The organism is Streptomyces sp. NPDC107550 (assembly GCF_055639095.1).
Window position 1 is genome coordinate 15733 of record NZ_JBVKBC010000035.1, and the last position, 19911, is coordinate 35643.

Genomic DNA, 19911 nt, shown 5'->3' on the forward strand with positions numbered 1-19911 from the left:
CGCCGAACACGGCCGCGGCGCTCGCGAACATCGCACCGCTCTCCCGCACCCAGACACCCAGTCAACTACAACCCAGTCAGCGGGCGTTGACGACCGAAAGCAAGGACGGCCCCGGTCCCTGGTCCACGGTTGTCCGGCCAACGGTCGGGCACACGCAGGAAGACGGATTCGCCAGCCGGCGAGCAACCTCCGAGACGGTGCACGCTCTGGACGGTTTCGGGTCAACCCGATCTTCATGGGCCCTGAGCAGGGACAGACGTTCTGTCCGCCGATCCCGAGCCGTCGGCGTCCTGCTCCACCCCCTTCCCGGCCCGTGCCCCCGGCACGGCCGGCTGGGCATCCCCGAGGTGTGGTCGTCGTCGTGGTCGTCCTGGTTCTGGCCGGTCTGGTGGTCGGCAACCGGCCCGTCCCGGCCGCGCTGGTGGTCGCCGCCGTCGCTGACCTGATTGCCGGCCGCCGCCCGACCCAGACCGCGACGCCCTGCGTGTGACGCTGGCGCGGCCGAGGAACGCGCGAGGGTGGACCTTCGACGGACTCGCCGACCGCAGCGGCCTGGCCCGGCGCACGCTCATCGACCTCGAACACGGCCGCGACGTCGGCACCGTCACCACCTGGCACGCCCTTGCACACGCCTTCGATGTCCCCATCGAGCACCTGCTCGACCCGCTCTGCGACGACCACACCCCACCCGGATCCAAGGGCGCCTGACCCGGCCGCGCCGGGCTTGGCGCGCGGCGCGATTAATCCGAACCGGCGAACGCATTCAGAACGCACGTGCGTTACGTGGTGCCGGTATTCGATACTGCTGGGCCGCCCGGGGGACTGGCCTACCACCGCGCCGCCCCCGAGGCGTGCCACCTGGCACGGCCCTCGCCATGCGCCCCAACTCCACCCACACCGGCTGCCACTGGGACGGCAGCGCCCGCACCGTGCCGGCACGCCGCCCGCTGCGGGTGGCCGCCACCAGCCCCAGTCGTCTGCTGCGCGCCGGCCAGACCGGCCGCTGCCGCCGCTGCGGCAACCGCATCGACCTCTACCCGCGGGGCCGACGGGCGGCCCATCGCCCTGCATCCCGCCGAAGTGTCCACCGCCCACGTCGCCGCCTCCTGCCGCTGGCACCTGAGTTCCGGCATCGTCCACCCACACGGCGACGGCAGCGCCTGGTGCCGCATTCCGCACGCCGTGTTCTGCCCGCAGCGCACGCCCGTCTGTCGGATCAGCCTGCCGGCCCTCACGTCGGTGCGCCGCCAACTTGTCGTACGAACCCGCCGCCTGATCGACACCGGTGCCTTCACTCCCGTGTTCCTCCCCGCCCGTGAAGCGCCCGCCGGAACCGGCCGCCTCGTCGTGCGGATGCTGCTGGGCCACTACCTCGCCGAAGGCCCCGTAGAGACCATCCGCTGTGTGGCCCAGACCAGCCACCGACACCGCTGCCCCCGTCCCGTCCTGGCCCCGGACGCCCCGCCCGGATCATGGAGGCTGCTGCCGATTGGTCAGCTTCTGCAGATCAACGGTGGTTTCGGGTAGCCAAGCCCATGAGGCAAGGCTCACGGGCACTTCCGGCTGGCGACGGCGCCTGCGTAGGCGGCCCAGTCCTCGGCGGATGCCTGCTGTCGCATCCAGCGGGGTCAGCCGAGGGGGTGTCAGTGCTGTACGCCATCATCGGCGCATGACCGCTGCCGCCTCGCCGAAAGCCAGGGCTACTTCAACTGTTGAGCCGCCACGCACAGGTGTGCTTGCTCTTCCGAAACCGCTTGTCGGTCTGTGCCGGGCAGATCAGTACGAGCGTCAGAAGAAGTTCTGGCAGGAGCTCACGCAGCAGTGGCGTGCTGAGGTTGCCGCTTCGCTGGAACAGGTACGCGCGAAGATCGAGAAGCAGAACGCTGTCAACCGGGAGCTCCGGGACAACATCCTCAGTGCCATGCAGGCTGCCCCTGATCCGCGCGAGCTGTCGGTGGCCGACGTCATGGTGCTGAATAACCAGTGGGCGGACAGGACGGATGCCGCGCGCGTGGGCGTGCGGGATGCAACCGACAGAAGATGGCGCTGCACTGTGGAACCGGGACACGGATCGTGGATGGCTTCGCCGAAGGACCGCAGCCGCACCGACCGGCCCAGCATGTGCCCGAAGTGCTCCGGCGCGGCGCCGCGGCCAGGAGAGCGACCCGCCCTCGAGCGATCCGTGGCCGCCATTTCCGCGCTGGCCGCTGAACTCCACCCCGACTCTGGTGCGCCAGAGGAGATCAGCTACGGCAGCAACAAGCCGGTGACCTGGTGGCATCAGGTTCCTGCCGTTCGGCCTGGAACCGGAGAATGGTACTGGGCGACCCATGTTTGGGAGCAGCCCCCCAAGAGCCGCACCGGCCTGCGGAGCAGGAACGGGAAAGCGGCTGGGATCAACGGCTGCCCGGTCTGCAATGCCGACCAAGCCGACGCCTCCAACAGCCTGGCTGCGTGGTATCCGGAGCTTGCGGAGCAATGGGTGCGTGGCCCGGCGAGCAGGAACACGCACAACACCACCGTCGGGTCCAAGATCGAGGTGACGTGGCGCTGTACGTCCTCACAAGGGGAGCATGAGGACTGGCCGGCACCGCCCAACCGCCGCACCGCGAAGGCGCTGCGGTCCGGCTGTCTGAAGTGCAGCAAGAACGTCTCCGCCAAGGCGCTGGCGCTCTACCACGAGCTGCGTACCCACCTGCCCGCCTTGGAGCTCGAGGCGCCGATTCCACTCGACCCAGTGCCCGGCAAACGGTACCGCGGCGTGCGGGTCGACATGTGGGAAGAGGCATTGCAACTCGTTGTGGAGTTCGACGGCTGGAAGACCCACGGCCCTGAGTCCTGGCGCGACCGCGCAGCCGACGACCGCCTGAAGACCGAGCGTCTGGCCGCCGCCTGCCAGACGGTGATCCGGGTCCGCGAAGACCTTGACCCGGTTGGACCTCACGATGTCGTTGTCGGCTCAGGCTGGAGCGCGTGGAAGGTAGCCGCCGCAGTCCTGCAGCGTGTTCAGCAGCTTGGCCTGCACCCCCTGCCCGGCCTCGCCAGCTACCTGGAGCATGGCACGGAGACAGCGGCGGCCGATGTGGAGAAGGCTCTGCTAGGGATGCCATACCGCCCCCGCCAGTTTCCCAAGGCATCGAAAGCGCCCGCTGAACCACGGCAACTGAAGGCCACCGAGCCACCTGCGGACAGCTGGCTGACACCGATGGGCCCCCCATACGCCAATCCGAAGAAGCGAGCCGGATCATTGCGGGACTACCAGTGCAGGTGCAAGACGGTCGTCACCGGGCTTCCGCAGGCCGAGGTTACTCGCGGGAACACCAAGAGTTGCGGATGCCGGCAAGATGCGTCCCGTGCGGTCCCGCGAGGCCGGGTAGATCGGGAGCTGACCCAGGCGGCTCGCCAATGGGCGCGGAAGGCGGGAACCGAGGTCAGGGAAAATGGCCCGTTGGACGCTCGAGTCCTGGCTTCCTATCAGCTCCACGCTGTCGGCATGGCGAGTTTCCTCGGCGACGACAATCTCATTCCCGAGGGCGCCGTACGTGGATGGGTCGATGATGAGGAGATCGCACTCGGTGCACGCGGACGTCTGCCCCGGCACACCTGGCTCGGCTACGCGGCTTCTGTACTGGCCCAGCTTGCGAAGGCTCCGGACGAGGACGCGTAGGACATGGTGGACGACCCGAACCAACCGTTGCTTCAGTTGCGGTAGCCACGCTTGAAGTCTGCCTCGTGCCGACAATCTCCTTCTTCGAAGATGTCGATGCGGCATAGGGTCCGTCACCACCAGCACATGGGATCGGGTACCCGCCCGCCTCCTCAGGGTGCCGGACGCGTAAGCCAGTCGGTGAGGCGCGTGCGGACATTCGGAACGGGCAATGGCGTGTGCAGTCGCCCCGCTCGGGCTGCTCTTCGATGTCAGGCGTGTCCGGGAGGCAAGGGCGAGCTCGGGGCGGTGGGGTGAGTGTTGATCCAGGAGAGGCCGCCGAGGTCGAGGTGGTGGCGGGCGCGGGTGACGGCGACGTAGGCGAGGCGGGCGTCGGTGTCGCTGACGGGTTCGGGGATGGGGCGTCCTTGGCTGTCGTGCTGGTTGGTGTCCCTGGGCGGGGGAAAGTCGTCGGCAATTCGGATGGTGGGCCATTCGCGGCCTTTGGCGGTGTGGGCGGTGGAGACGGTGACGTCGGCGTGGGTCTCGTCAGTGAGTTGATCGACTGCGGTGAGGATGGCGTCGGGGCCGTGAGTGTCGACGAGGTCGACGAAGGGTTGGAGGTCGCGTCCGGCGGGGTCGTGCGCGGCGTAGTCCTGCAACTCTCCCCAGGAGGCGAAGAGTACGAGTTCGGGGTGGGAGGTGCGGCGGCCGTCCTTCAGGTCGCGGGCCGCGAGGGCGAGTGCGGCGAGTTGCCGGCCGCCGCGGGTGAGGGCGACGCGGTGGCCAGCAGTGAGCAGGCGCATGACTTCGGCCATGGCGCCGATGTTGGTGCGGCACAGCACTGCGTCCGGCCGTTTGAGGCTGCCGGTGTCGGTGGGGATGGTGTCGGTGCCGGTCAGGCGGATGGGGGCGTCGGCCAGCGTGAGCCACCGGTTGGCCTCCTCGGCGATCGCAGGGCCGAAGCGGAAGGAGCGGGTCAGGGTCAGGGGAGTGGCGTCGAAGCCGGTCATCACGTCCCGGGCGCCGCGCCAGCCGTAGATGGCCTGGGCGGAGTCGCCGACCATGACGAGCTGGGCATGGCGGCGCTGGGCGGTGAAGACCTCCTCGAGGACGGGATTGGTGTCCTGGGCTTCGTCGAGGAGGAGGAAGTCGGCGTCGATGGTCGGCTCAGTCAGAGCCCACATCTTCAGGTAGTGGTCGTGTTCGAAGCGGACCACACCTGTCTCGGGGTTGTGCAGGTCGGCCCAGGCCTTGAGGGCGAACGGCAGGACCTCGTGGGCGAGCTGGGCGTGTTCGCCGGAGGTGTTCAGGCCGCGCAGGTGCGGTACGTGATGGCGGGCCAGGGTGCGGTCGGCGGAGTGGCAGTAGCGGGTGACCGTGCGCAGCACAGTGTGGGAGAGCGTCCGGGGGCTGATCTCGTGATCGCCGATGTGCAGGGGGCGGGTGATGCCGAGTGCCTGGGCGGTCTTCCATGCCTGTTGGCGGGGGCTGTTGAGCCGGCTTGTGTAGCGGTGGCCGAGGGCGGCGTAGGCCGTGGCGTGGGCGGTCTTGCACACCACCGTGCGCGGGAAGCGGGCGGCGGCATCGCGCGCGATGTCCTTGTTGAAGGCGAGATAGCGGCCGCGGCTGAGGGTGCTGGCGGCGAGCAGGGTGAGCGTGCTGGTCTTTCCCGTCCCGGCGCCGGCCTGCAGGACGAGATGGTGACCGGCCCGGAAGGTGTCGACGGCGTGGGCCTGTTCGTCGGTGGGCGTGTGCAACAAGGGCTCCGCGGAAGATGAAGAGGATCAGGAGCGCCTGCAGCCGCTGCGTCGGGAGCGGCACGGCAGACGGGGTTACGGCGCTGTGCGGGCGGGATGGTGCCGGCGGCTGTGCAGGAGGCCGGCCACGCAGGCCAGGACTTCTTCGGGCTGGTGGTCGGCGAGCAGACTCTCGAGTCGGACCTCCAGGCGCCGGGGCGCGTTCCTGCTCGTCCCGGGCCAGGGCCGCGGTCACCCGCCGCCGCAGCAGCTCCTGGGGACGCTGTCCCAGGACGGCCGCAGTCTGGCGCAGGGCCCCCACGGCGGCGTGGTCCAGGGCGACGTTGAGAGGACCTGGCCGTGTCGGTCGGGGTAGTGCGTGGTCAGGACGTGGATCGGCAGGCGTGCGCCCAGCTGGCGCCGCAGCGCGTACAAGGCGCCACTGGGACTGCGGGCGCTGCAGACCGCCATCAGCCGGGTGCGGTCCGCACTCGCGGCCAGGCGCACACCGCAGCGCGCCTGGTGGAGTTCACCGGGAGCGGCGGGCTGGGTCAACAGGATCTCGACGGCGTGGTGCGACGTCACGGCCGGGCCGCCTGCCGTGCGCGGTCCGCAGGCCGGGGGCGTCGGGTAGTGGTGGGCAGGCGGGTGTGGATGTGCTCGTGGTGGCGCAGCGGGTCGAAGGGCTCCCAATCGGCCACCGCCACGTCGGCGGCCGTAGGTGCGGCGGCGTGCTGCGGGCAGCGCTGCGCGCGCCAGCGCAGCTGCTCGGCGTAGGGGACACGGTTGAGGTCGTAGACCGCCATGGCCTGAGCGGGCAGGGCCAGTTGACCGCTTGATGCGGTGGCCGGGACCAGCGCCCAGGCGCCGGCCGGAGCGCCGGGGGTGAGCAGCGGGCTGGTGCAGCGATCGCGGCGCCGGGTCTGCGCGACGCACTGGATCTCCTCCACCGGCCGGGAGGCGAGGTAGCGGAGATACAGCAGCTGCACGATGGGCCGGGCCGGTCGGCAGACGGCCTGCTGGGACGCAGGGCCGTCCGGCGAAGCCGGGGGAGGGGTGAAGACGCCGGCGTCGATCAGACGGCGGGTATTCACGGCCAGAGACCGGCGCAGTCCGGCGAGTTCAGGGGGAGTGGGGGGAATGTCCCGGGCGGGGCAGACGACGGCGTGCGGCAGACGACACCAGCTGCTGCCGTCTCCGGCCGGGTGGGCCACGCCGGAGCTTACGTGCCAGCGGCACACGGCGGGCACTCGGGCGGCTGGCAGTTCCTGGGGATGGAGACGGACGGCCCGCTCAGTACTGCGGTGATACCACTCGATCCGGTTGCCGCAGTCGCGGCACCGGCCGCTTTGGCCGCAGCGCAGCAGTCGGCTGACGCCGTCGGGGCAGATTTGCAGGGAGCGGCGCACGCGGTGGGCGAGGACCGGGCTGCCGTCCCAGCGGCGGGGGGCGGGAGGTGTGGAGCGCATGCGCGCGAACCTGCCAGCCAACACGCCGCATTTACGGCAGCGCTGCCGCCGGGTCACCTACCTGGCCGCACGCAGTGCAACGGGGGTGCGAAAAGCCGATTGTGTGTTCGAGGTCGCCTCGCTGGTTTGAGTGATCCGCGGCGGCCGCTCGGACCGGGTATCAGCCTTCGCTCGGCCCAGGCAGGTCGTGCCCGCGGCACAGCGTGCTGAAGAGGTCGTCGAGCGGGGTGTCCAGGGCGTGAGCAAGGGCGTGCCAGGTCTTCAAGGTGCCGATGGTGCGCCCCTGCTCGATTTCGATGAGAGTGCGCCTGGCCAGGCCGCTGCGGGCGGCAAGTTCGTCATAGGTCCATCCGCGCACGGCCCGCAGGCGCGCTAGTTCCAAGCGCAGCGCGTTGAGGTCCGGATCGGGCGGCAAGATCGTCACCCGTCCATCCGACGGGGCAGACCCCTGCCCTGTCAGTGCAGACCTCTGCCCTAATTCTGCAGGTCGCGGCGCCAGCGATAGGGCAGAGATCTGCCCTATGGTGAGTGGCCGCCCACAGCCCCTGATGGGCCCGGCGCGCAAGCACAGGGAGGAACACGCGCCCATGAGGCAGCGCACAACATGCCCGGCGACGCCACACGCCTGGACCGTGGAACTGCGCTCGCACCCCGGCGGGCTCGTCCTGGTCTGCCCGCAATGCCCGCACGCCAGCGGACAGGTCGCCGCGGCCTCCGCCCGCTCGGCCGCCCTCACCCACCTCGCACGCCACGCACGCAGCGACATCCTCCCGCCCCACCTGAGGATCTGCCAGTGCCATGAGCGCGGCTGCCGCTGGCACCCCCGTCACCGCGGTTGCGACGGCCCCATCCGCCTTCTCCTCGCCTGTGAACGCGGCGGACGAGTATGGCGACTCGCCGACGCCTGCAGTACCTGCGCCGCCGCGACCGCCCAGGCCGCCGTCGTGCCCGACACCACCCCCGCCCGCACGTCGCCGCAACCGTCCACCGCTCGGAGGCGAAAGCGGCGCGCCAGAGGCCCGGGTGAGCAGGCCCGCGTACGCGAAATGCTCAACTACCTGGCGGCCGCACTTCCGCCAGGTGTCTCGCCCGCCGCACGCCTGCTCGCTCTGCAGTGCGCCCTGCGCATGAACGCCACCATGCACGTCCGGCTGCCCCAGGGCATCCCGCGCAGCCTCCGTCTCAACGGCCCCGGCCCGTGGCACGAGTTGGAGCGCGCGCGATGGCTGCGTATCGCCCACGCATGCTCCGCCGGCGAGGTCGTCGCAGAACTGCTCGACATCACAGTGCTCGGCCAGGCCCCAGCCCGCCCCGACCGTGTGCAGGCCGCGGACTGGGCGCTGCGCGCTGGCTCCCCGGCCGGGGCAGAGGCTACTGGGCCACTGCTTCAACTAGCCGTTGTCTACCTCGCGGCACATACCGATCCCGAAACTGGCTCCGGCCTGACCGAACTCGACCAGATGACGCGCGCCTGCGGAACGCACCCCACGGAGCTGCCCGACATGCTCGACCGGCTGGCCCGGACCGGACTGGTCAGGTCATGGCAGGCCTGCCCGGACTCCGGGGACCTGCACTGGACCTGCCGGTGGGCCGATCCTCAGGCCGCGCGCCTGGCCGTCGCGAGGTAGGCGAACAGTTGCTCCTTGGTCACCGGGATAGCGGGCTACGCGGGACGGGGGCAAGCGGCCATTCGCTGCGCGGACTCGCGTCGACCGCGTCGAAGCCGGGCTCTTCGTAGAGACCGGCGACGAACTCGGCAGCTTCGAGAGGGGCGCTGGCGCAGGTGAGCGCGCGGCGGTTCGGCGAGCCGGCGGGCGCTCCGTCCGCGCTTCCGACCAGGTAGAGCTCGACGGAGGTGCCGCCGCGGCGTGCGCGCCCGGCCAGCTGCATGAGCCCGACGAGGATGGCCGCCAGGACCTCAGCCTTGAGGACCCGCAGGTCGGTGCGCAGCGGCAACTCCCGCTGGCGGACCGAGGCGGTTGCGCTGAGGGGCGAGCATGCCGGCGGGATTGGCGCTGACGGTGCCAGCGGCGATGCCGCAGGCGTTGATACTCGCGTACATGGCGGCCGGCTCGACGCGAGGCCCCGCTCCAGCGAGACGGACGATAGAGACCTCGGCGAGCCCGATGCGCCTGACACACGCTCACTGCTGCGGCTGCGGCTGCGGCTGCGGCTGGGGCTGGGGATGGATAAAGACAAGTTTTGTGGTTTCCAGGCCCTTTGAGCCCGGTAGCGGTCATGCTGGTCCAGGGACGCGCGTGATGCGGGGGTGGAGGGGGACTTGCCGGATCAGCCTGACTTGTTCTCCGTGCAGCAGGAGGACGACGCGAAGGGTCTAGAACACATACCGCCATTCGTGGCACCGGTCGCTGCTGCACCGAGCGCAGTGACACGCGATCCGGTGGCACTGCGCATCGCCGAGGCCGTCCGGGACGTGTTCGGCGACTTCGGCTCCGAACACGGCCTGAGCCGCGGGGAGATAGCCCAGGCCTGCGCCGCAGTGGCCTCCGCCGACGAGTTCGATTCAAGATTCCGGATCTTCATCAAACTTCGTCTGCTGGAGTCGCTGCACGGCAAGTCATACGACCAGCGGTATGTGTTCAACCCGACCAGCGGTGCCGCACTGCTGGTGTACGAGCGCCTGGGGGAGGCCGGCGGTGTCCAGGAGATCACCATGCTGCTGGACCGGGCCCGCGAAGGCCTTCTGAACGGCTCCCTGACCGAGGAACAACTGGCCGCCAAGATCGCCCAGGCCCGGCGGAGCCTTGCGAACTACACCAACCACCTGCTGCGGCTGGTGCGCACCAGGCCCATCGAAGAACTGCTCGGCCAACGTCACCACCATGCCCACACCACATCGCTCGAGGAAGCGAAACACCTCGTCCATGCCGTCGCCGAGCAGTACCCCGCACTGCGTTCCGGCGGCACCCGCCTGATCCGGGAAGCCCTGCGCTACACAGGAGCCGTCCACGAGTTCCACGACCGGCTCATGCAACAAGCCACCACCCGGCGCGACTTCAGCATGCTCCTACCCGAGCAGTACCTGACTGCGGCCCTTCGCTCCTCCACGGAAACGCTCGCGCAGGTGTTCGCCACGACCGTCTTCGATCCGCCCCACGTCCAGATCACCACGGGCCAGATCCTCACCGCTGCAGCCGACCACCAGCCCCCGCCGCCGCGGCAGCGCCTGCCGCGCCCCCCGACGCAGCCGCCCGGCCCGGATCCGGTCGAGACTGCACGCGCCAAAGCCGCGCTCGCACGGCAGCGGCGAGAGGCCACCGTGACCCTACTCATGGCCGGAAAGGACGAAGCCGACGTCACCGCCCGCCTGCGTGCCCTGCCCTGGCAGGCAGCGGTCAAGCACCTGGTCGACATGCTGCGCGCCGCAGCCGACCCCGCTATCCCGCTCATGCTCGACATCTCCCGCGAGGTCATCGTGGACGCCGCAGGGCCGGTCACCTACGCCTCGCCGGTGACCGTGTACCGCATTCCCGACAGCCCACAAGACATAAACGACGACACCGAAGCCGCACCGCAGAGCCCCCATGAGTGACCCCTACCTGCTGGCACGGGCCCGAGCCCTGCGCACGGTCCCTGTCCCGGCGGACCGCGCAGAACTCACCCAGCTGCGCTGCGCCGCCGACGATGTGGAGCGCCGGCTGGTCGATGTCGTCACCCCCGACGGGACCCAGGAGCTGATGACCGGCTGGGCTCCCGATGTGGAACCGGCAAGTGGCGCGCTGGGCGACAACGACGTCCACCGAACCGCCTCGACCGTCCGCCTGCTCACGCTGGCCTGCTGCATCCGCCACTGCTGGCCTGACCCCAGCCAGCCGCTATACCCGGGACAACCCGCCGCACAGCAGGACGTCCTCGCCGCCCTGACTCCTCTCCAGGACACCCTCGCGCCCCGCGACGGGGCGGCCGTGCTGGGGCAGACCGGGCACTTCCTGACGGCCCTGCGGTTCCTGCGCGCATGCGGACACCTCGCGGCAGACGGCGGCGACGGCATGATCCGCCTCGGACCCATGGTCGCGCTGTGGTCCGAGCGCGATGTGGCCGAACTGCGCAACGGTTACGACATCCTGCCCGCTCCGAGGAAGAAGTGAGCCCGTGGACGTACCGGCACTGCAAGCCCTGTCCCACAACCGGCGGGCCGACGTCCGAGCGGCGGTCTGCGCCGTGGAGACCGCCGTGATCCCCGTACCGTCCCTCCACTTCCGTGCCCTCGCCGAGATCCCGCTGCGCATCGTGGTGGAACAGGTTCTGGCCGCATCCGGACGCACCCTGCTCGCGGTCGGCGGCGGCTACCTCTCCGGTTACACCGACGAGATCAGACAACGTCTGGCGCACGAAGGAATCGGAGTCCTGCCGCGAGACGACCGCGCCGTCCTCACCTTGATCCTTCTGTTCAGCGTCGCCATTCCCCGAGCGTCCGGCACCGCCCTGCCCGAGCAGCTGTGGACCCAGGGCACCCCCGTGCCCAGGGACCAGCTCAAGGGCTGCCAGGTGTCCGACGTCGTTCTCACCAGCGCGCTGCAGCGCCTCACCGACGCCGACCTGGTCCGGCGGACCAGAACGGGCTACGTCCTGGGCCACCAGTTTCTGCGGCTGACGGCGGCTGTGGGCGCCGAACTGTTCGAACAGCTGATCCTGCTCGCCGATCCCGACAGCGCTCTCTCCGAATCGATCCGCCGGCGCCGCGCCCACCCCACCGCGCCGACGGCCACTGCTCTTGATCACGAGGAGCACGACAGATCATGACCACCCCGCCCACCTCCGACCCGTCCCGGGGCATCGTCGGCGACCGCCAGCTCATCGCTGTCCAGGCCTTCGACATCGCCCGGCTCACGGCACACGCCGTCCCGATCATCCCGGAGACCTTCATCGCCGTCTCCGGTCTCGGCCCCAAAGACGACTCGAACGGCTCCGGCAAGACCAGCTTCCTCATCGCGGTCTCCCTGCTGCTGGCCGATCCGCAGTGGCGCCTGGAGACCAACGGGGGTCGGCACGCCAGCGGCATCCTGTTCTGCCCCGACGCAGCAGGCGTCGACCAGGCTCACCAGGCTTCCCCTGTCACCCACGGCTACATCGTCGGCGTCTTCGCCCACCCCGACGAACCGGCCGCGAACCCCCTGACCGTATGGGTCCGCATCGCGACCACCACCCCCTACCTGCAGGCCAACTGGACCGAAGGCCTGCACGTCGCCGACGCCCCCACCGATCACGAGCGCAGCATCCAGGCCGACGCCCTGTGGCGCGAACTGGGCACCCGCCAGCTCCTGTCCGCCCGCGCCATGGCCGAGAAGCTCTACGGCACCGCCCCGCGCTGCCTCACCTACCTCGACACCGCCCTGCGCCCGCCCGTGCCCTCACTGCTCAGCCAGCAGCTGACCGAGATGGAGCCCCAAGACATCGGCCGGTCCCTGATCGCCCTGTCAGGCATAACCCCCCTGCTGGAGGAGGAAGACGACCTGCGCGGCCAGGCCCTGCAGCATCGGATCAGCCTCGAGAAGGCCCAGGCCGAGCACACCCAGGCACTGCTCGCCGAAGAACAGGTGATGAGCGGTGTGCGCGCCCGCGAGACCGCCCGCCTCGCCCTCCAGCGCGGCCACGAGGCATGGCACCGCTACCTCGCGGCCTCCTACCGCGACGCCCACCACAGTGACCAGCGCGTTGCCGCGCTCATGGAGGAAGAGCAGCAGGCCGCCGAGAAAGCCGCGGTCCTCGTGCAGGACGCCGAGGACCGTCTGAACTTGCTCGGGTCCGCCGAAGAACTCGCCACCCAAAAAGGCGCAGCCCACCAGGCATGGTCCGACGCACGACAACTTGTCGGCGAACTGTCCAGGAAAATGACGGAGTTGACTACGCAACAGGCGATGTTGCGGAACCGGCGGGCCACCCTGCTGCCTGCGGCGCAGGGCTGGGACGGCAGCGACTGCACCGCCACTGCCGCCCGCCTGGACCAACGCCAACGCGAGCACGCCAAGGCAGAGCTGCAATGCGACGAGGCCGAGAGCGCCCTCACCCATGCCCGCACCCACCTGCACGACGTCGAGCAGGGCCGCAGCGGTCAAGCCGGCCGCGCCATCGATCTGCTGGGCGAACACCGCATCCGTGCGCACGGCCTGCTCGACCAGCTCAACGTAGACGAGGGCGTACGCCCGGAGTGGGAACCGCGCCTTGCCCCCTGGCAGGACGCGATCGTCGTCGAACCCGAGCACGAAGACACAGCCCGGCGCCTGCTGCATGCCGCTCTGCCCGGCGCCCAGATCATCTCCTCCGACACCGGGCAGAAAGCCCTGCCCGAGGGCATTCACAGCACCCTGAACGTGACCCGCTTCCTCGCCACCCTCCAACAGCGCCTGATTCCCTCGTCCGACGGCTTGGCCGTCCGCGACCAGGCACTGGCGCTGACCGTGACGGGCGGCTTCCCCACCGCCCTGGCCGGACGCAAAGCCCAACTCCGACAGGCCCGCGCCAACCTCGCAGCCGCAGAACAAGCCTGCACCGAGGCCACCGAAGCCATGACCGCGGCCACCGCTGCCCTCACCCTGGCCCAGACCCTGCACGCAGCCGCCCAGGCGGCTGAAGAACTCGCACACCTTGGCACCCAGGAGAACGACCTCCAGGCCAAGATCGACGACCTTGCCAGCCGCTCCGCCAACGCCGCCCGCGACGAGCAGGAGTTCCAGCAGGTCTGGCAGGAGGCCGTGGCCCGGCACGCCTCCCACAAGCAGCTCCTCACCAGCGCAAAGCTCACCCTGGAAGCGGCCAGCAAGGCGCTCAAGGAACGCCAGCGCAACCTGGCCGCCCTCGAACGCCAGCGCGAGCAGGTCGCCGCCGCCCAGTGGCAGCAACAGTGGGGCGCAACCCTCGAAGACGCCACCCGCCTCCTGGACCAGACATCGGACCAGACCCGTTCCTCCCGGCCGGCAGCCCTGCGCCGACAATCGGAAGACCAACTGCGCCGGGCCTACGAGCACTACGGCGTTGACGGCACCTCAGGCGCGGACGTCAGCCAAGACCTCCGCACGGGCCAGGAAATGATGCAGTCCTTCGCCGACACCGATCCCGCCGGCCTCCCCTCCCTCACCTTCGCCGACGTAGCAGCCCCGCTGGACAACCGCCTCGCCGGCCATCGGGACCAAGACGAGGTCGCCGCAGCGCGCATCACCCACGACCAGCACGTCCGGCAGCAGGCCATCGCAGAACTCACCGATGGCGTCACCACCAGCGCCCGCAACCTGGAAACCCTCCAGGACATGATCGAAAAGCACCTCGACGGCCTCTTCGCTCAGATCAGCGCCGCATTCCACGACCTCGACCTGCGCAGCGACGGCCACGGAGCCAAACTCGAGCACATCAGCATCCGTCCCCAGGGCGCCGGGGACTGGCAGTGGCAGGTCATCCCACGATGGAAACGCTCCCGCAGCGGCGGATACGTCTCCTACCGAGAAAACGCCAACAGCGCCCAGGTCAAGGTGCACGCCATCCTGCTCGTCCTCGCGGCGCTCCTGGCCGACTCTCACACCCAGGGCAGAGTCCTGATCCTGGACGAACTCGGCAACAGCCTCGGAGAAGTCAACCGCAAGGACATGCTCGCTGCCCTACGCGACGTCGCACGCGACCAGCACCTGACCATCCTCGGCACCTGCCAGGACAGCGTCCTCGCCGACGCCGCCGACGTCTGTGGGGAACTGCTGTGGTTCGTCCACGCATCAGCAGCCGACATCATCAACCAGCCCACCAGCGCATGGGCCTTCGACAGCAACGGCGCCCGCACCCAACTCACCGAAGACTGGATCACCGCAGGACGCGCCCATGCCTGACCTCACTCCCCGACCTCCTCTCCTCATCGGCGAGGCATACGGCCGCGAGACCGTTCCCCTGCGCAACCTGCCGCCAGGCATCACAGCCGTCACACTGCCGCGGATCACCAAGGACAGCGACGACACCATCCACGTGCGCGTCCCCCGAGACCGCCGACGACGCGTCAGCCCCCGGCAGGTCGACCTTGTCGCCGACCACCCCGTCAGCCCCTACGACCCGCCACCCACCCTGACTACCCGACAACTGATCAAAGTCCTGCAGACCAAGACCGCCAAACGCTGGCCCACCATCCAGGCCGACCTCGGCGACAACGCCTGGCAGATCGTGGCCGACCTCATCCGCTGTGGCGCCGTCATCCTGCGCTGCGACGTCGTCAACGCCACCGGCTACAGTCCGCGCTCATGGACCCTGACCCGGTCATGGGCCGAACTCGCCGAGGACAAACTCGCCGAACTCCAGGGCCGCCAGCATCCTGAGGACCTGCACCGCGAGCTCCTCGACATCATGTCCGGCATCCCTGAGCTCGCCCATGAGCACGCTCTGCTGGCCACGACGCCGCCCGGCCGGGTCCTGAAGATCCCCGAAGGCACCGCCACCAGGGCCGAGGACTGGCGCGTATACGAGATCGCCATCCGGGCCGCCGGCGTCTGGTGGCCCGCTCAAGGCGCACCACGCAAGATCACCGCGAAGGAGCTCGCCGGACGCAGCCTGCGCGACACCAAGAGCGCCTGGACCCCCGCCCGGCAGCAGGCCTTCTCCAACCTGATCGGCATCCCCTTCGATCAGGCCGTCGACAAGGCCGACACCGAACTACGCATCCGCGGCCCCCTGCAGTGGCGCGTCGGTACCGTTATCGCCGACGCGGCAGCCTGCCGCCCCTGGCTCGCGCTTCCCGCCCGCGGTGTCCGCGCCCTCGGCATGATCTCCTGCGACGCCCGAGGCGTCTTCCTGGTCGAGAACGAGGACACCTTCGAACAGGTCTGCAAGATCCCGGAGATCGCCGACACCTGGCTGTGCATCTGGGGCAAGGGCTATGCGACCGACGGCCTGGCCGAATTCCTCCGCGGCCTCGACGGCCTGCCCCTCGCGGCATGGGGCGACCTCGACGCCCACGGCATCCGCATCATCGGCAACCTCGCCGACCGCATCGGGCGGCCCGTCACACCCGTCGCGATGACCGTCGACCTCTACCGGGGCGGCACCAAGTACCGCCAGGAGCCCACGAAACTGAAGGAGAACCGCAAGCTCGCCGCCCAGCTGGCGTGCGACGGCATCGAGGCCCTGCGCGACCTGGCCGAAGAGATCGCCCGGACCGACGGGCACGGCTGCGAACAGGAGACGCTCTACGACGAAGTCCTCCCCGCACTCCCCGGTCTGCTAAAAGCCGTGCACGTGTCCGGCAGCTCCTGACCTCCCAGAAGCGGGCAGCGGCCAGCAGGTCGGTTCGGGCCGGGCGTGCCCGGCTCCAGCCTTCCTGCTCCAGCCGGTGGCCTGCTGCGAACACGGCATCAACACCCTGCCGCGTCTTTGGCGCAGGGCGAGTGCCTCGCTGCGCACGGCTCAAGGGACGAGGATGCCAGCGAGCAGGGACAAGTCGAGCTGAGGCAGACGTCCGGCGTGCGCGCGCAGATGCCGGGCTTCGGCCAGCATGACAGGGGAGAACACGCTCTCCCTGGGCGAGCAGGCCATCAGACGGTGGTGGGCGCGGGCCCCGGCCAGCAGCGGGCGTGCCCAGGCAGGCACGGCATGCAAAGGGCAGTGCCGATGGCCGACCCCGTGGAGCTTGATGACGCAGACGTCACCGGAGATGTCGAGGTCGCGGGTGAAGCGCAGGCTGCCCAGACCGGCCCGTGTGAAGGCCAGTACGCTTAGAGCTCCGGCGATGAGCGGGTGCGCGAGAGCGGCCAGAGCGGCGGCCTCCTCGGACGCGATCTCGATGGCAGGGGCGGCCTGGTCCAGCTGCGCCGTGGCCAACGCACCGGCGCAAGGGTGAGCCCGCCGCCCGGGCCTCGTCGACGCGGCCCTGGTCCCGCGCGGCTGCGGGGTGGGTGACTGCCCCGTAGCCGTCGCCGCCGCTCCCGTGATCGCCGGGGGAGCGGGAGGGAAGGAGGGGCGCGCGGGTATCGGTCCCGGCTCGGCGAGGAGCGCCTTGAACTGGGTCCGGCCGCTGATGCGGCGCTCCACGCGGGCCAGCGCCGGCGGCAGTCCGCGCGGGGCCTTCTGCCACAGCAGGGTCAGCTGAGCCCCCGTCGACTCGCGCCAGGCGAGCAGTTGGTCGATGCGCCGAATGGTCAGCAGATGGGCCCGGGGGACCACAACGTGCCGCACCCCCATTGCGACGCCCCAGGCAGCCGCGGCGAGCCAGGCAGCGTTCACCGAGTCCAGCCACACATCGGGGGAGTCGGGCCCGGGGGCCAGCCGCTTGCCCAGCGCATACAGCATGTCGTGCGCCAGCGCGGCCGGGCTGGAGCTGGCCGGCGTCGGCTGCACGGTGATGCGGCCTTCCCCGGGACGGTGGGCCTGCAGCGCCGCCCGCGTGTAGAACAGGTCGTCCCGCTCGTCCACCACGATCGTCACGTCGCTGTACGCCACTGCCACAACCCTCTCCCGGCCGCGCGCCGCCACACCGTCCCGGACCGCCAGGCGCCAGGCCGGTCCGTACGGCGCACGGTTGCTGGCGGCGGCCCGGGCTTGCCGGGCCGCCGCGCCTGCGTGGGCGTTGCTACATGCCGCCGAGCTTGCTGTACACCCAGTTGACGAGGTCCTGCTTGACCTCGGTCAGCCCCTTCTTTTTCATGCCGTTGAGCATGTGCTTGGTGATGGTGGCCCAGTTGCGGAAGTTGCCGTGGGCCGCGGCCCGGTCGATGTTGCGGATCATCTGCGGGTCCACCCCGGTCCACAGGGGGTGGAACGCCGGCAGTGTGCCGACGACTTCGGCCTCGGGCATGCGCGTGAACTTCTGCCAGATGAAGATCCGTGACGCCAGCATCGGTTCACGCTTGAGGACCTTGTAGCAGCCATCGCCGCCGGCGAAGATCACCGCGATGTCGGTGTTGCGGTCGTCCCACAGGTGGCGCCAGTACTCGAACGAACTGCGGCCCATCCACTGGGCCTCGTCGCACACCAGCACCCGGAACGTCTGCGACAGCGTCTCCTTCAGGAGCGTGTCGAATTCGATCGGCCGGGTCGGCGGTTCCCCGGGCAGCCCCAGGGCGTGAAACAGTCCGTGGCGGATGTCGCGGGGGGTCGGCCCCGAGCGCAGCTCCAGGCGGTAGGTGTTGTCGGGGGCGATCTTGCGCAGCGCCGAGTTCACCGACATCGTCTTGCCGTATCCGGCCGCTCCGTAGGCGACCATCATGGCCTTGGCATCGATCGTCGCCTGGACGTCGTCCAGGGTCGTCATGAGCGCGTCGGTGGCCACCAGGTGCGCATCGAGGCGGTGGAAGTGGTCCTCGTCCTCTGCGGGCAGCCTGCCGTAGTCCATGTCACCGCTCACGCGTTCTCCTCAGGGGTGTCGTCCTCCGGCTCGTCCGCGGCCGGTGGGATCGGGCGGGCCCAGCCGTCCGGGACGGGCTGGTGCGGGATGTAGCCGGGATCGGCCCGCCGCAGGTCCGTGGCAGCCGAGTCGGCAAGTTCTGCCTCGGCCTCCGCCTCGGTCAGCGCACCCAGACGCTCGGGCGGGGCGGCGGTGGTGACGGCCTCGAAGCGCTCGCGGCGCAGCCGTGCCGCGGCCTTCATGTCCGCGCGAAGCCGCCGCGCCTTCGCGGTGCGGGCGCTGCGGACCTTACGGACCTGCTCCTCGCTGGCCGCCTCGGCCAGAACGGCGCTGCCCAGGTGTACGCCGTCCAGGCCGAAGACCTCGATGGTCAGGTCGTGGTGGGGCAGGTGGCGCACCGCGACACGGACACCGGCCTGGCCGACCATCCAGGGGGCGATGTAGTGGCGGTTGCGCCACCGCACGCCCTGCGTGGTGATGGTGCGGGTGCGGCCGTCGTCCTCGAGTCCGAAATGGGCCAGCTGTTCGGCGGGAACGTCATGCAGGGGAGTGGGATCGCACGACCACGCCTGCATCGGGGTACGGCCGCCCAGCGCCCTGGGCTGGTGCTCGGTGTTCCACCAGTGCACCCACTTCAGCAGCAGTTCCACGAACGCCTCGAAGGAGAGCGCGGGCTCGTCCGGATCCGCGGTACGCCCGCCGGTGAGCGTCTGCCGGTGCACGTAGCGCGGCATGGAGACGAACAGCATGTCCTCGACCGCGCCGTTGAGCGCTTCGATGGTGCCCTTCAGATGCGGGCTGTAGGCGGGAAGATCGACGACGGGCACGGCGAAGGCGCCCAGGGCCGAGGCCACGGTGGCACACAGGAACTCCTTGCCGCGGTCCACCCGGATCAGGCCCGGCAGGCCGCCGGCCGGCCCGAAGGGCTCGGTACGGTCCAGGGCCATCCGCAGGGCCGCCAGCACCGCATCCGCGCTGGGTGCATGGGGCGTCACAGCCACCCCCGTGATGACTTTGGTGTGGCAGTCGATGAACCAGGTCACCCAGGGCTGCACGAGCTGGTCCTCGAGCAGCACCCGCACGGGCACGCACTTGTGGTCGCCCTCCCAGGCGGCGTTGCGGTGCGCGGGAGGACGCTGTGCGAACACGTCGAAGGCCCGCCGGGCGGCCTCCCCCTTGGCGAGCCCGGCCCGCTCCCCGGGCGTCAGGTCCCGGCGCAGCGCCCGGTGGATCGTCGACAGTGACGGGGCCGCAGGCATGCGGGGATCGTCCAGGGCCCGCTGCTTGAGCTCGCGGTGGACGGCGGAGGCGTTGCCTCCCCACAGCACCAGCAGCCGCCGGATCTCGGGGGTGACGCTGAACCGTGTCCGGGATGCCGCGTCGACGTGGCCGGTGGCGCGCGCGGTGGCGACCCACCGCCACACCGCCCGCTCCGAGCGGCCCACGGCCGTGGCGACCAGCTTCACGTGTGCGCTGGTCAGCTCGCCGCTCTGGTCCAGCGACAGCAACCGCGGCAGCGCGGCCAGCCGCCCCGAGCGGGCGGTGAACACCGCTTTGCCGGCACCCTGCGTGCCGGCAGAAGAGTCATTCATGCGGTCTGCTCCTTAAATGGATACGAAGCGCGGAAGGCTACAAGTGCCGCGCTTCCGCAGGGCGTTGGCGGTGTCCGGTCAGGACGGTGCGGGCGGCCCCTGGGCCGTCGCCAGGGCTGTGAGGCGGCGTCATGCC

The 19911-nt window shown here is 70.2% G+C and carries 16 protein-coding genes and 1 pseudogene; 10 read left to right on the forward strand and 7 right to left on the reverse strand.

Annotation, left to right across the window (positions count from 1 at the left end; all coding sequences use genetic code 11):
• Nucleotides 1–361 precede the first annotated feature (361 nt).
• The 4 genes and pseudogenes from ACZ7LY_RS29940 (at nt 362) to ACZ7LY_RS29955 (ending at nt 3667) form a co-directional block, all read left to right on the forward strand.
• On the forward strand, nt 362–490 hold the full coding sequence (locus ACZ7LY_RS29940; protein ID WP_466627223.1) for a hypothetical protein: 129 nt from the start codon (nt 362–364) through the stop codon (nt 488–490).
• Nucleotides 481–708, forward strand: coding sequence for a helix-turn-helix transcriptional regulator (locus ACZ7LY_RS29945; protein WP_053644310.1), 228 nt, complete (start codon nt 481–483; stop codon nt 706–708). The genes ACZ7LY_RS29940 and ACZ7LY_RS29945 overlap by 10 nt, the downstream gene beginning before the upstream one ends.
• A gap of 167 nt (nt 709–875) precedes the next feature.
• A pseudogene (locus tag ACZ7LY_RS29950) lies at nt 876–1527 on the forward strand (DUF6083 domain-containing protein).
• Nucleotides 1528–1669: 142 nt separating this feature from the next.
• Nucleotides 1670–3667: a zinc-ribbon domain-containing protein gene (locus ACZ7LY_RS29955; protein ID WP_471627879.1), complete on the forward strand. Its 1998-nt coding sequence runs from the start codon at nt 1670–1672 to the stop codon at nt 3665–3667.
• 251 nt (nt 3668–3918) lie between these two features.
• On the opposite strand, the gene ACZ7LY_RS29960 is transcribed toward ACZ7LY_RS29955, so the two are convergent.
• From ACZ7LY_RS29960 to ACZ7LY_RS29970, 3 genes are all read right to left on the reverse strand, one after another.
• The gene (locus ACZ7LY_RS29960; protein WP_471627880.1) at nt 3919–5406 is read right to left on the reverse strand and encodes a UvrD-helicase domain-containing protein; all 1488 of its coding nucleotides are present in this window, start codon (nt 5404–5406) and stop codon (nt 3919–3921) included.
• A gap of 560 nt (nt 5407–5966) precedes the next feature.
• On the reverse strand, nt 5967–6854 hold the full coding sequence (locus tag ACZ7LY_RS29965) for a DUF6083 domain-containing protein (RefSeq protein ID WP_466627212.1): 888 nt from the start codon (nt 6852–6854) through the stop codon (nt 5967–5969).
• Nucleotides 6855–7014: 160 nt separating this feature from the next.
• Nucleotides 7015–7278: a helix-turn-helix transcriptional regulator gene (locus ACZ7LY_RS29970; protein ID WP_053644315.1), complete on the reverse strand. Its 264-nt coding sequence runs from the start codon at nt 7276–7278 to the stop codon at nt 7015–7017.
• Nucleotides 7279–7486: 208 nt separating this feature from the next.
• Here ACZ7LY_RS29970 and ACZ7LY_RS29975 point away from each other — a divergent pair, with 208 nt between their 5' ends.
• Complete coding sequence (locus ACZ7LY_RS29975) at nt 7487–8482, forward strand: hypothetical protein (RefSeq protein ID WP_471627881.1); 996 nt, start codon at nt 7487–7489, stop codon at nt 8480–8482.
• Nucleotides 8483–8501: 19 nt separating this feature from the next.
• Here the strand turns inward: ACZ7LY_RS29975 and ACZ7LY_RS29980 are convergent, their stop codons facing one another.
• The gene (locus tag ACZ7LY_RS29980) at nt 8502–8810 is read right to left on the reverse strand and encodes a hypothetical protein (protein ID WP_053644319.1); all 309 of its coding nucleotides are present in this window, start codon (nt 8808–8810) and stop codon (nt 8502–8504) included.
• Nucleotides 8811–9162: 352 nt separating this feature from the next.
• Between ACZ7LY_RS29980 and ACZ7LY_RS29985 the strand changes: the two genes are divergently transcribed.
• From ACZ7LY_RS29985 to ACZ7LY_RS30005, 5 genes are read left to right on the forward strand one after another with little or no spacing between them, the layout of a single operon-like run.
• On the forward strand, nt 9163–10407 hold the full coding sequence (locus ACZ7LY_RS29985) for a hypothetical protein (RefSeq protein ID WP_471627882.1): 1245 nt from the start codon (nt 9163–9165) through the stop codon (nt 10405–10407).
• A complete protein-coding gene (locus ACZ7LY_RS29990) occupies nt 10400–10963 on the forward strand; it encodes a hypothetical protein (protein ID WP_053644326.1) in 564 nt (187 codons plus the stop codon). Before ACZ7LY_RS29985 ends, ACZ7LY_RS29990 begins: the two co-directional genes overlap by 8 nt.
• Nucleotides 10964–10967: 4 nt before the next feature.
• Nucleotides 10968–11618, forward strand: a complete 651-nt coding sequence (locus ACZ7LY_RS29995) for a hypothetical protein (RefSeq protein WP_346011188.1) — start codon at nt 10968–10970, stop codon at nt 11616–11618.
• The gene (locus tag ACZ7LY_RS30000) at nt 11615–14686 is read left to right on the forward strand and encodes a coiled-coil domain-containing protein (RefSeq protein WP_471627883.1); all 3072 of its coding nucleotides are present in this window, start codon (nt 11615–11617) and stop codon (nt 14684–14686) included. The genes ACZ7LY_RS29995 and ACZ7LY_RS30000 overlap by 4 nt, the downstream gene beginning before the upstream one ends.
• The gene (locus ACZ7LY_RS30005) at nt 14679–16097 is read left to right on the forward strand and encodes a Wadjet anti-phage system protein JetD domain-containing protein (protein WP_471627884.1); all 1419 of its coding nucleotides are present in this window, start codon (nt 14679–14681) and stop codon (nt 16095–16097) included. Before ACZ7LY_RS30000 ends, ACZ7LY_RS30005 begins: the two co-directional genes overlap by 8 nt.
• A 150-nt stretch (nt 16098–16247) precedes the next feature.
• On the opposite strand, the gene ACZ7LY_RS30010 is transcribed toward ACZ7LY_RS30005, so the two are convergent.
• From ACZ7LY_RS30010 to ACZ7LY_RS30020, 3 genes are all read right to left on the reverse strand, one after another.
• Nucleotides 16248–17279, reverse strand: a complete 1032-nt coding sequence (locus tag ACZ7LY_RS30010) for a hypothetical protein (protein WP_344420761.1) — start codon at nt 17277–17279, stop codon at nt 16248–16250.
• Between the two features lie 130 nt (nt 17280–17409).
• Complete coding sequence (locus ACZ7LY_RS30015; protein ID WP_078968246.1) at nt 17410–18183, reverse strand: AAA family ATPase; 774 nt, start codon at nt 18181–18183, stop codon at nt 17410–17412.
• Nucleotides 18180–19775 (reverse strand): Mu transposase C-terminal domain-containing protein, encoded by a 1596-nt coding sequence (locus ACZ7LY_RS30020; RefSeq protein WP_319697799.1) that lies wholly within the window; start codon nt 19773–19775, stop codon nt 18180–18182. The genes ACZ7LY_RS30015 and ACZ7LY_RS30020 overlap by 4 nt, the downstream gene beginning before the upstream one ends.
• Nucleotides 19776–19911: the final 136 nt, after the last annotated feature.

Bases quoted from the DNA above. Each gene is read 5' to 3' on its own strand.
- ACZ7LY_RS29955 (WP_471627879.1), top strand. From the start codon at position 1,670: ATGACCGCTGCCGCCTCGCCGAAAGCCAGGGCTACTTCAACTGTTGAG.
- ACZ7LY_RS30020 (WP_319697799.1), bottom strand. From the start codon at position 19,775: ATGAATGACTCTTCTGCCGGCACGCAGGGTGCCGGCAAAGCGGTGTTC.
- ACZ7LY_RS30000 (WP_471627883.1), top strand. From the start codon at position 11,615: ATGACCACCCCGCCCACCTCCGACCCGTCCCGGGGCATCGTCGGCGAC.
- ACZ7LY_RS29990 (WP_053644326.1), top strand. From the start codon at position 10,400: ATGAGTGACCCCTACCTGCTGGCACGGGCCCGAGCCCTGCGCACGGTC.
- ACZ7LY_RS29965 (WP_466627212.1), bottom strand. From the start codon at position 6,854: ATGCGCTCCACACCTCCCGCCCCCCGCCGCTGGGACGGCAGCCCGGTC.
- ACZ7LY_RS30005 (WP_471627884.1), top strand. From the start codon at position 14,679: ATGCCTGACCTCACTCCCCGACCTCCTCTCCTCATCGGCGAGGCATAC.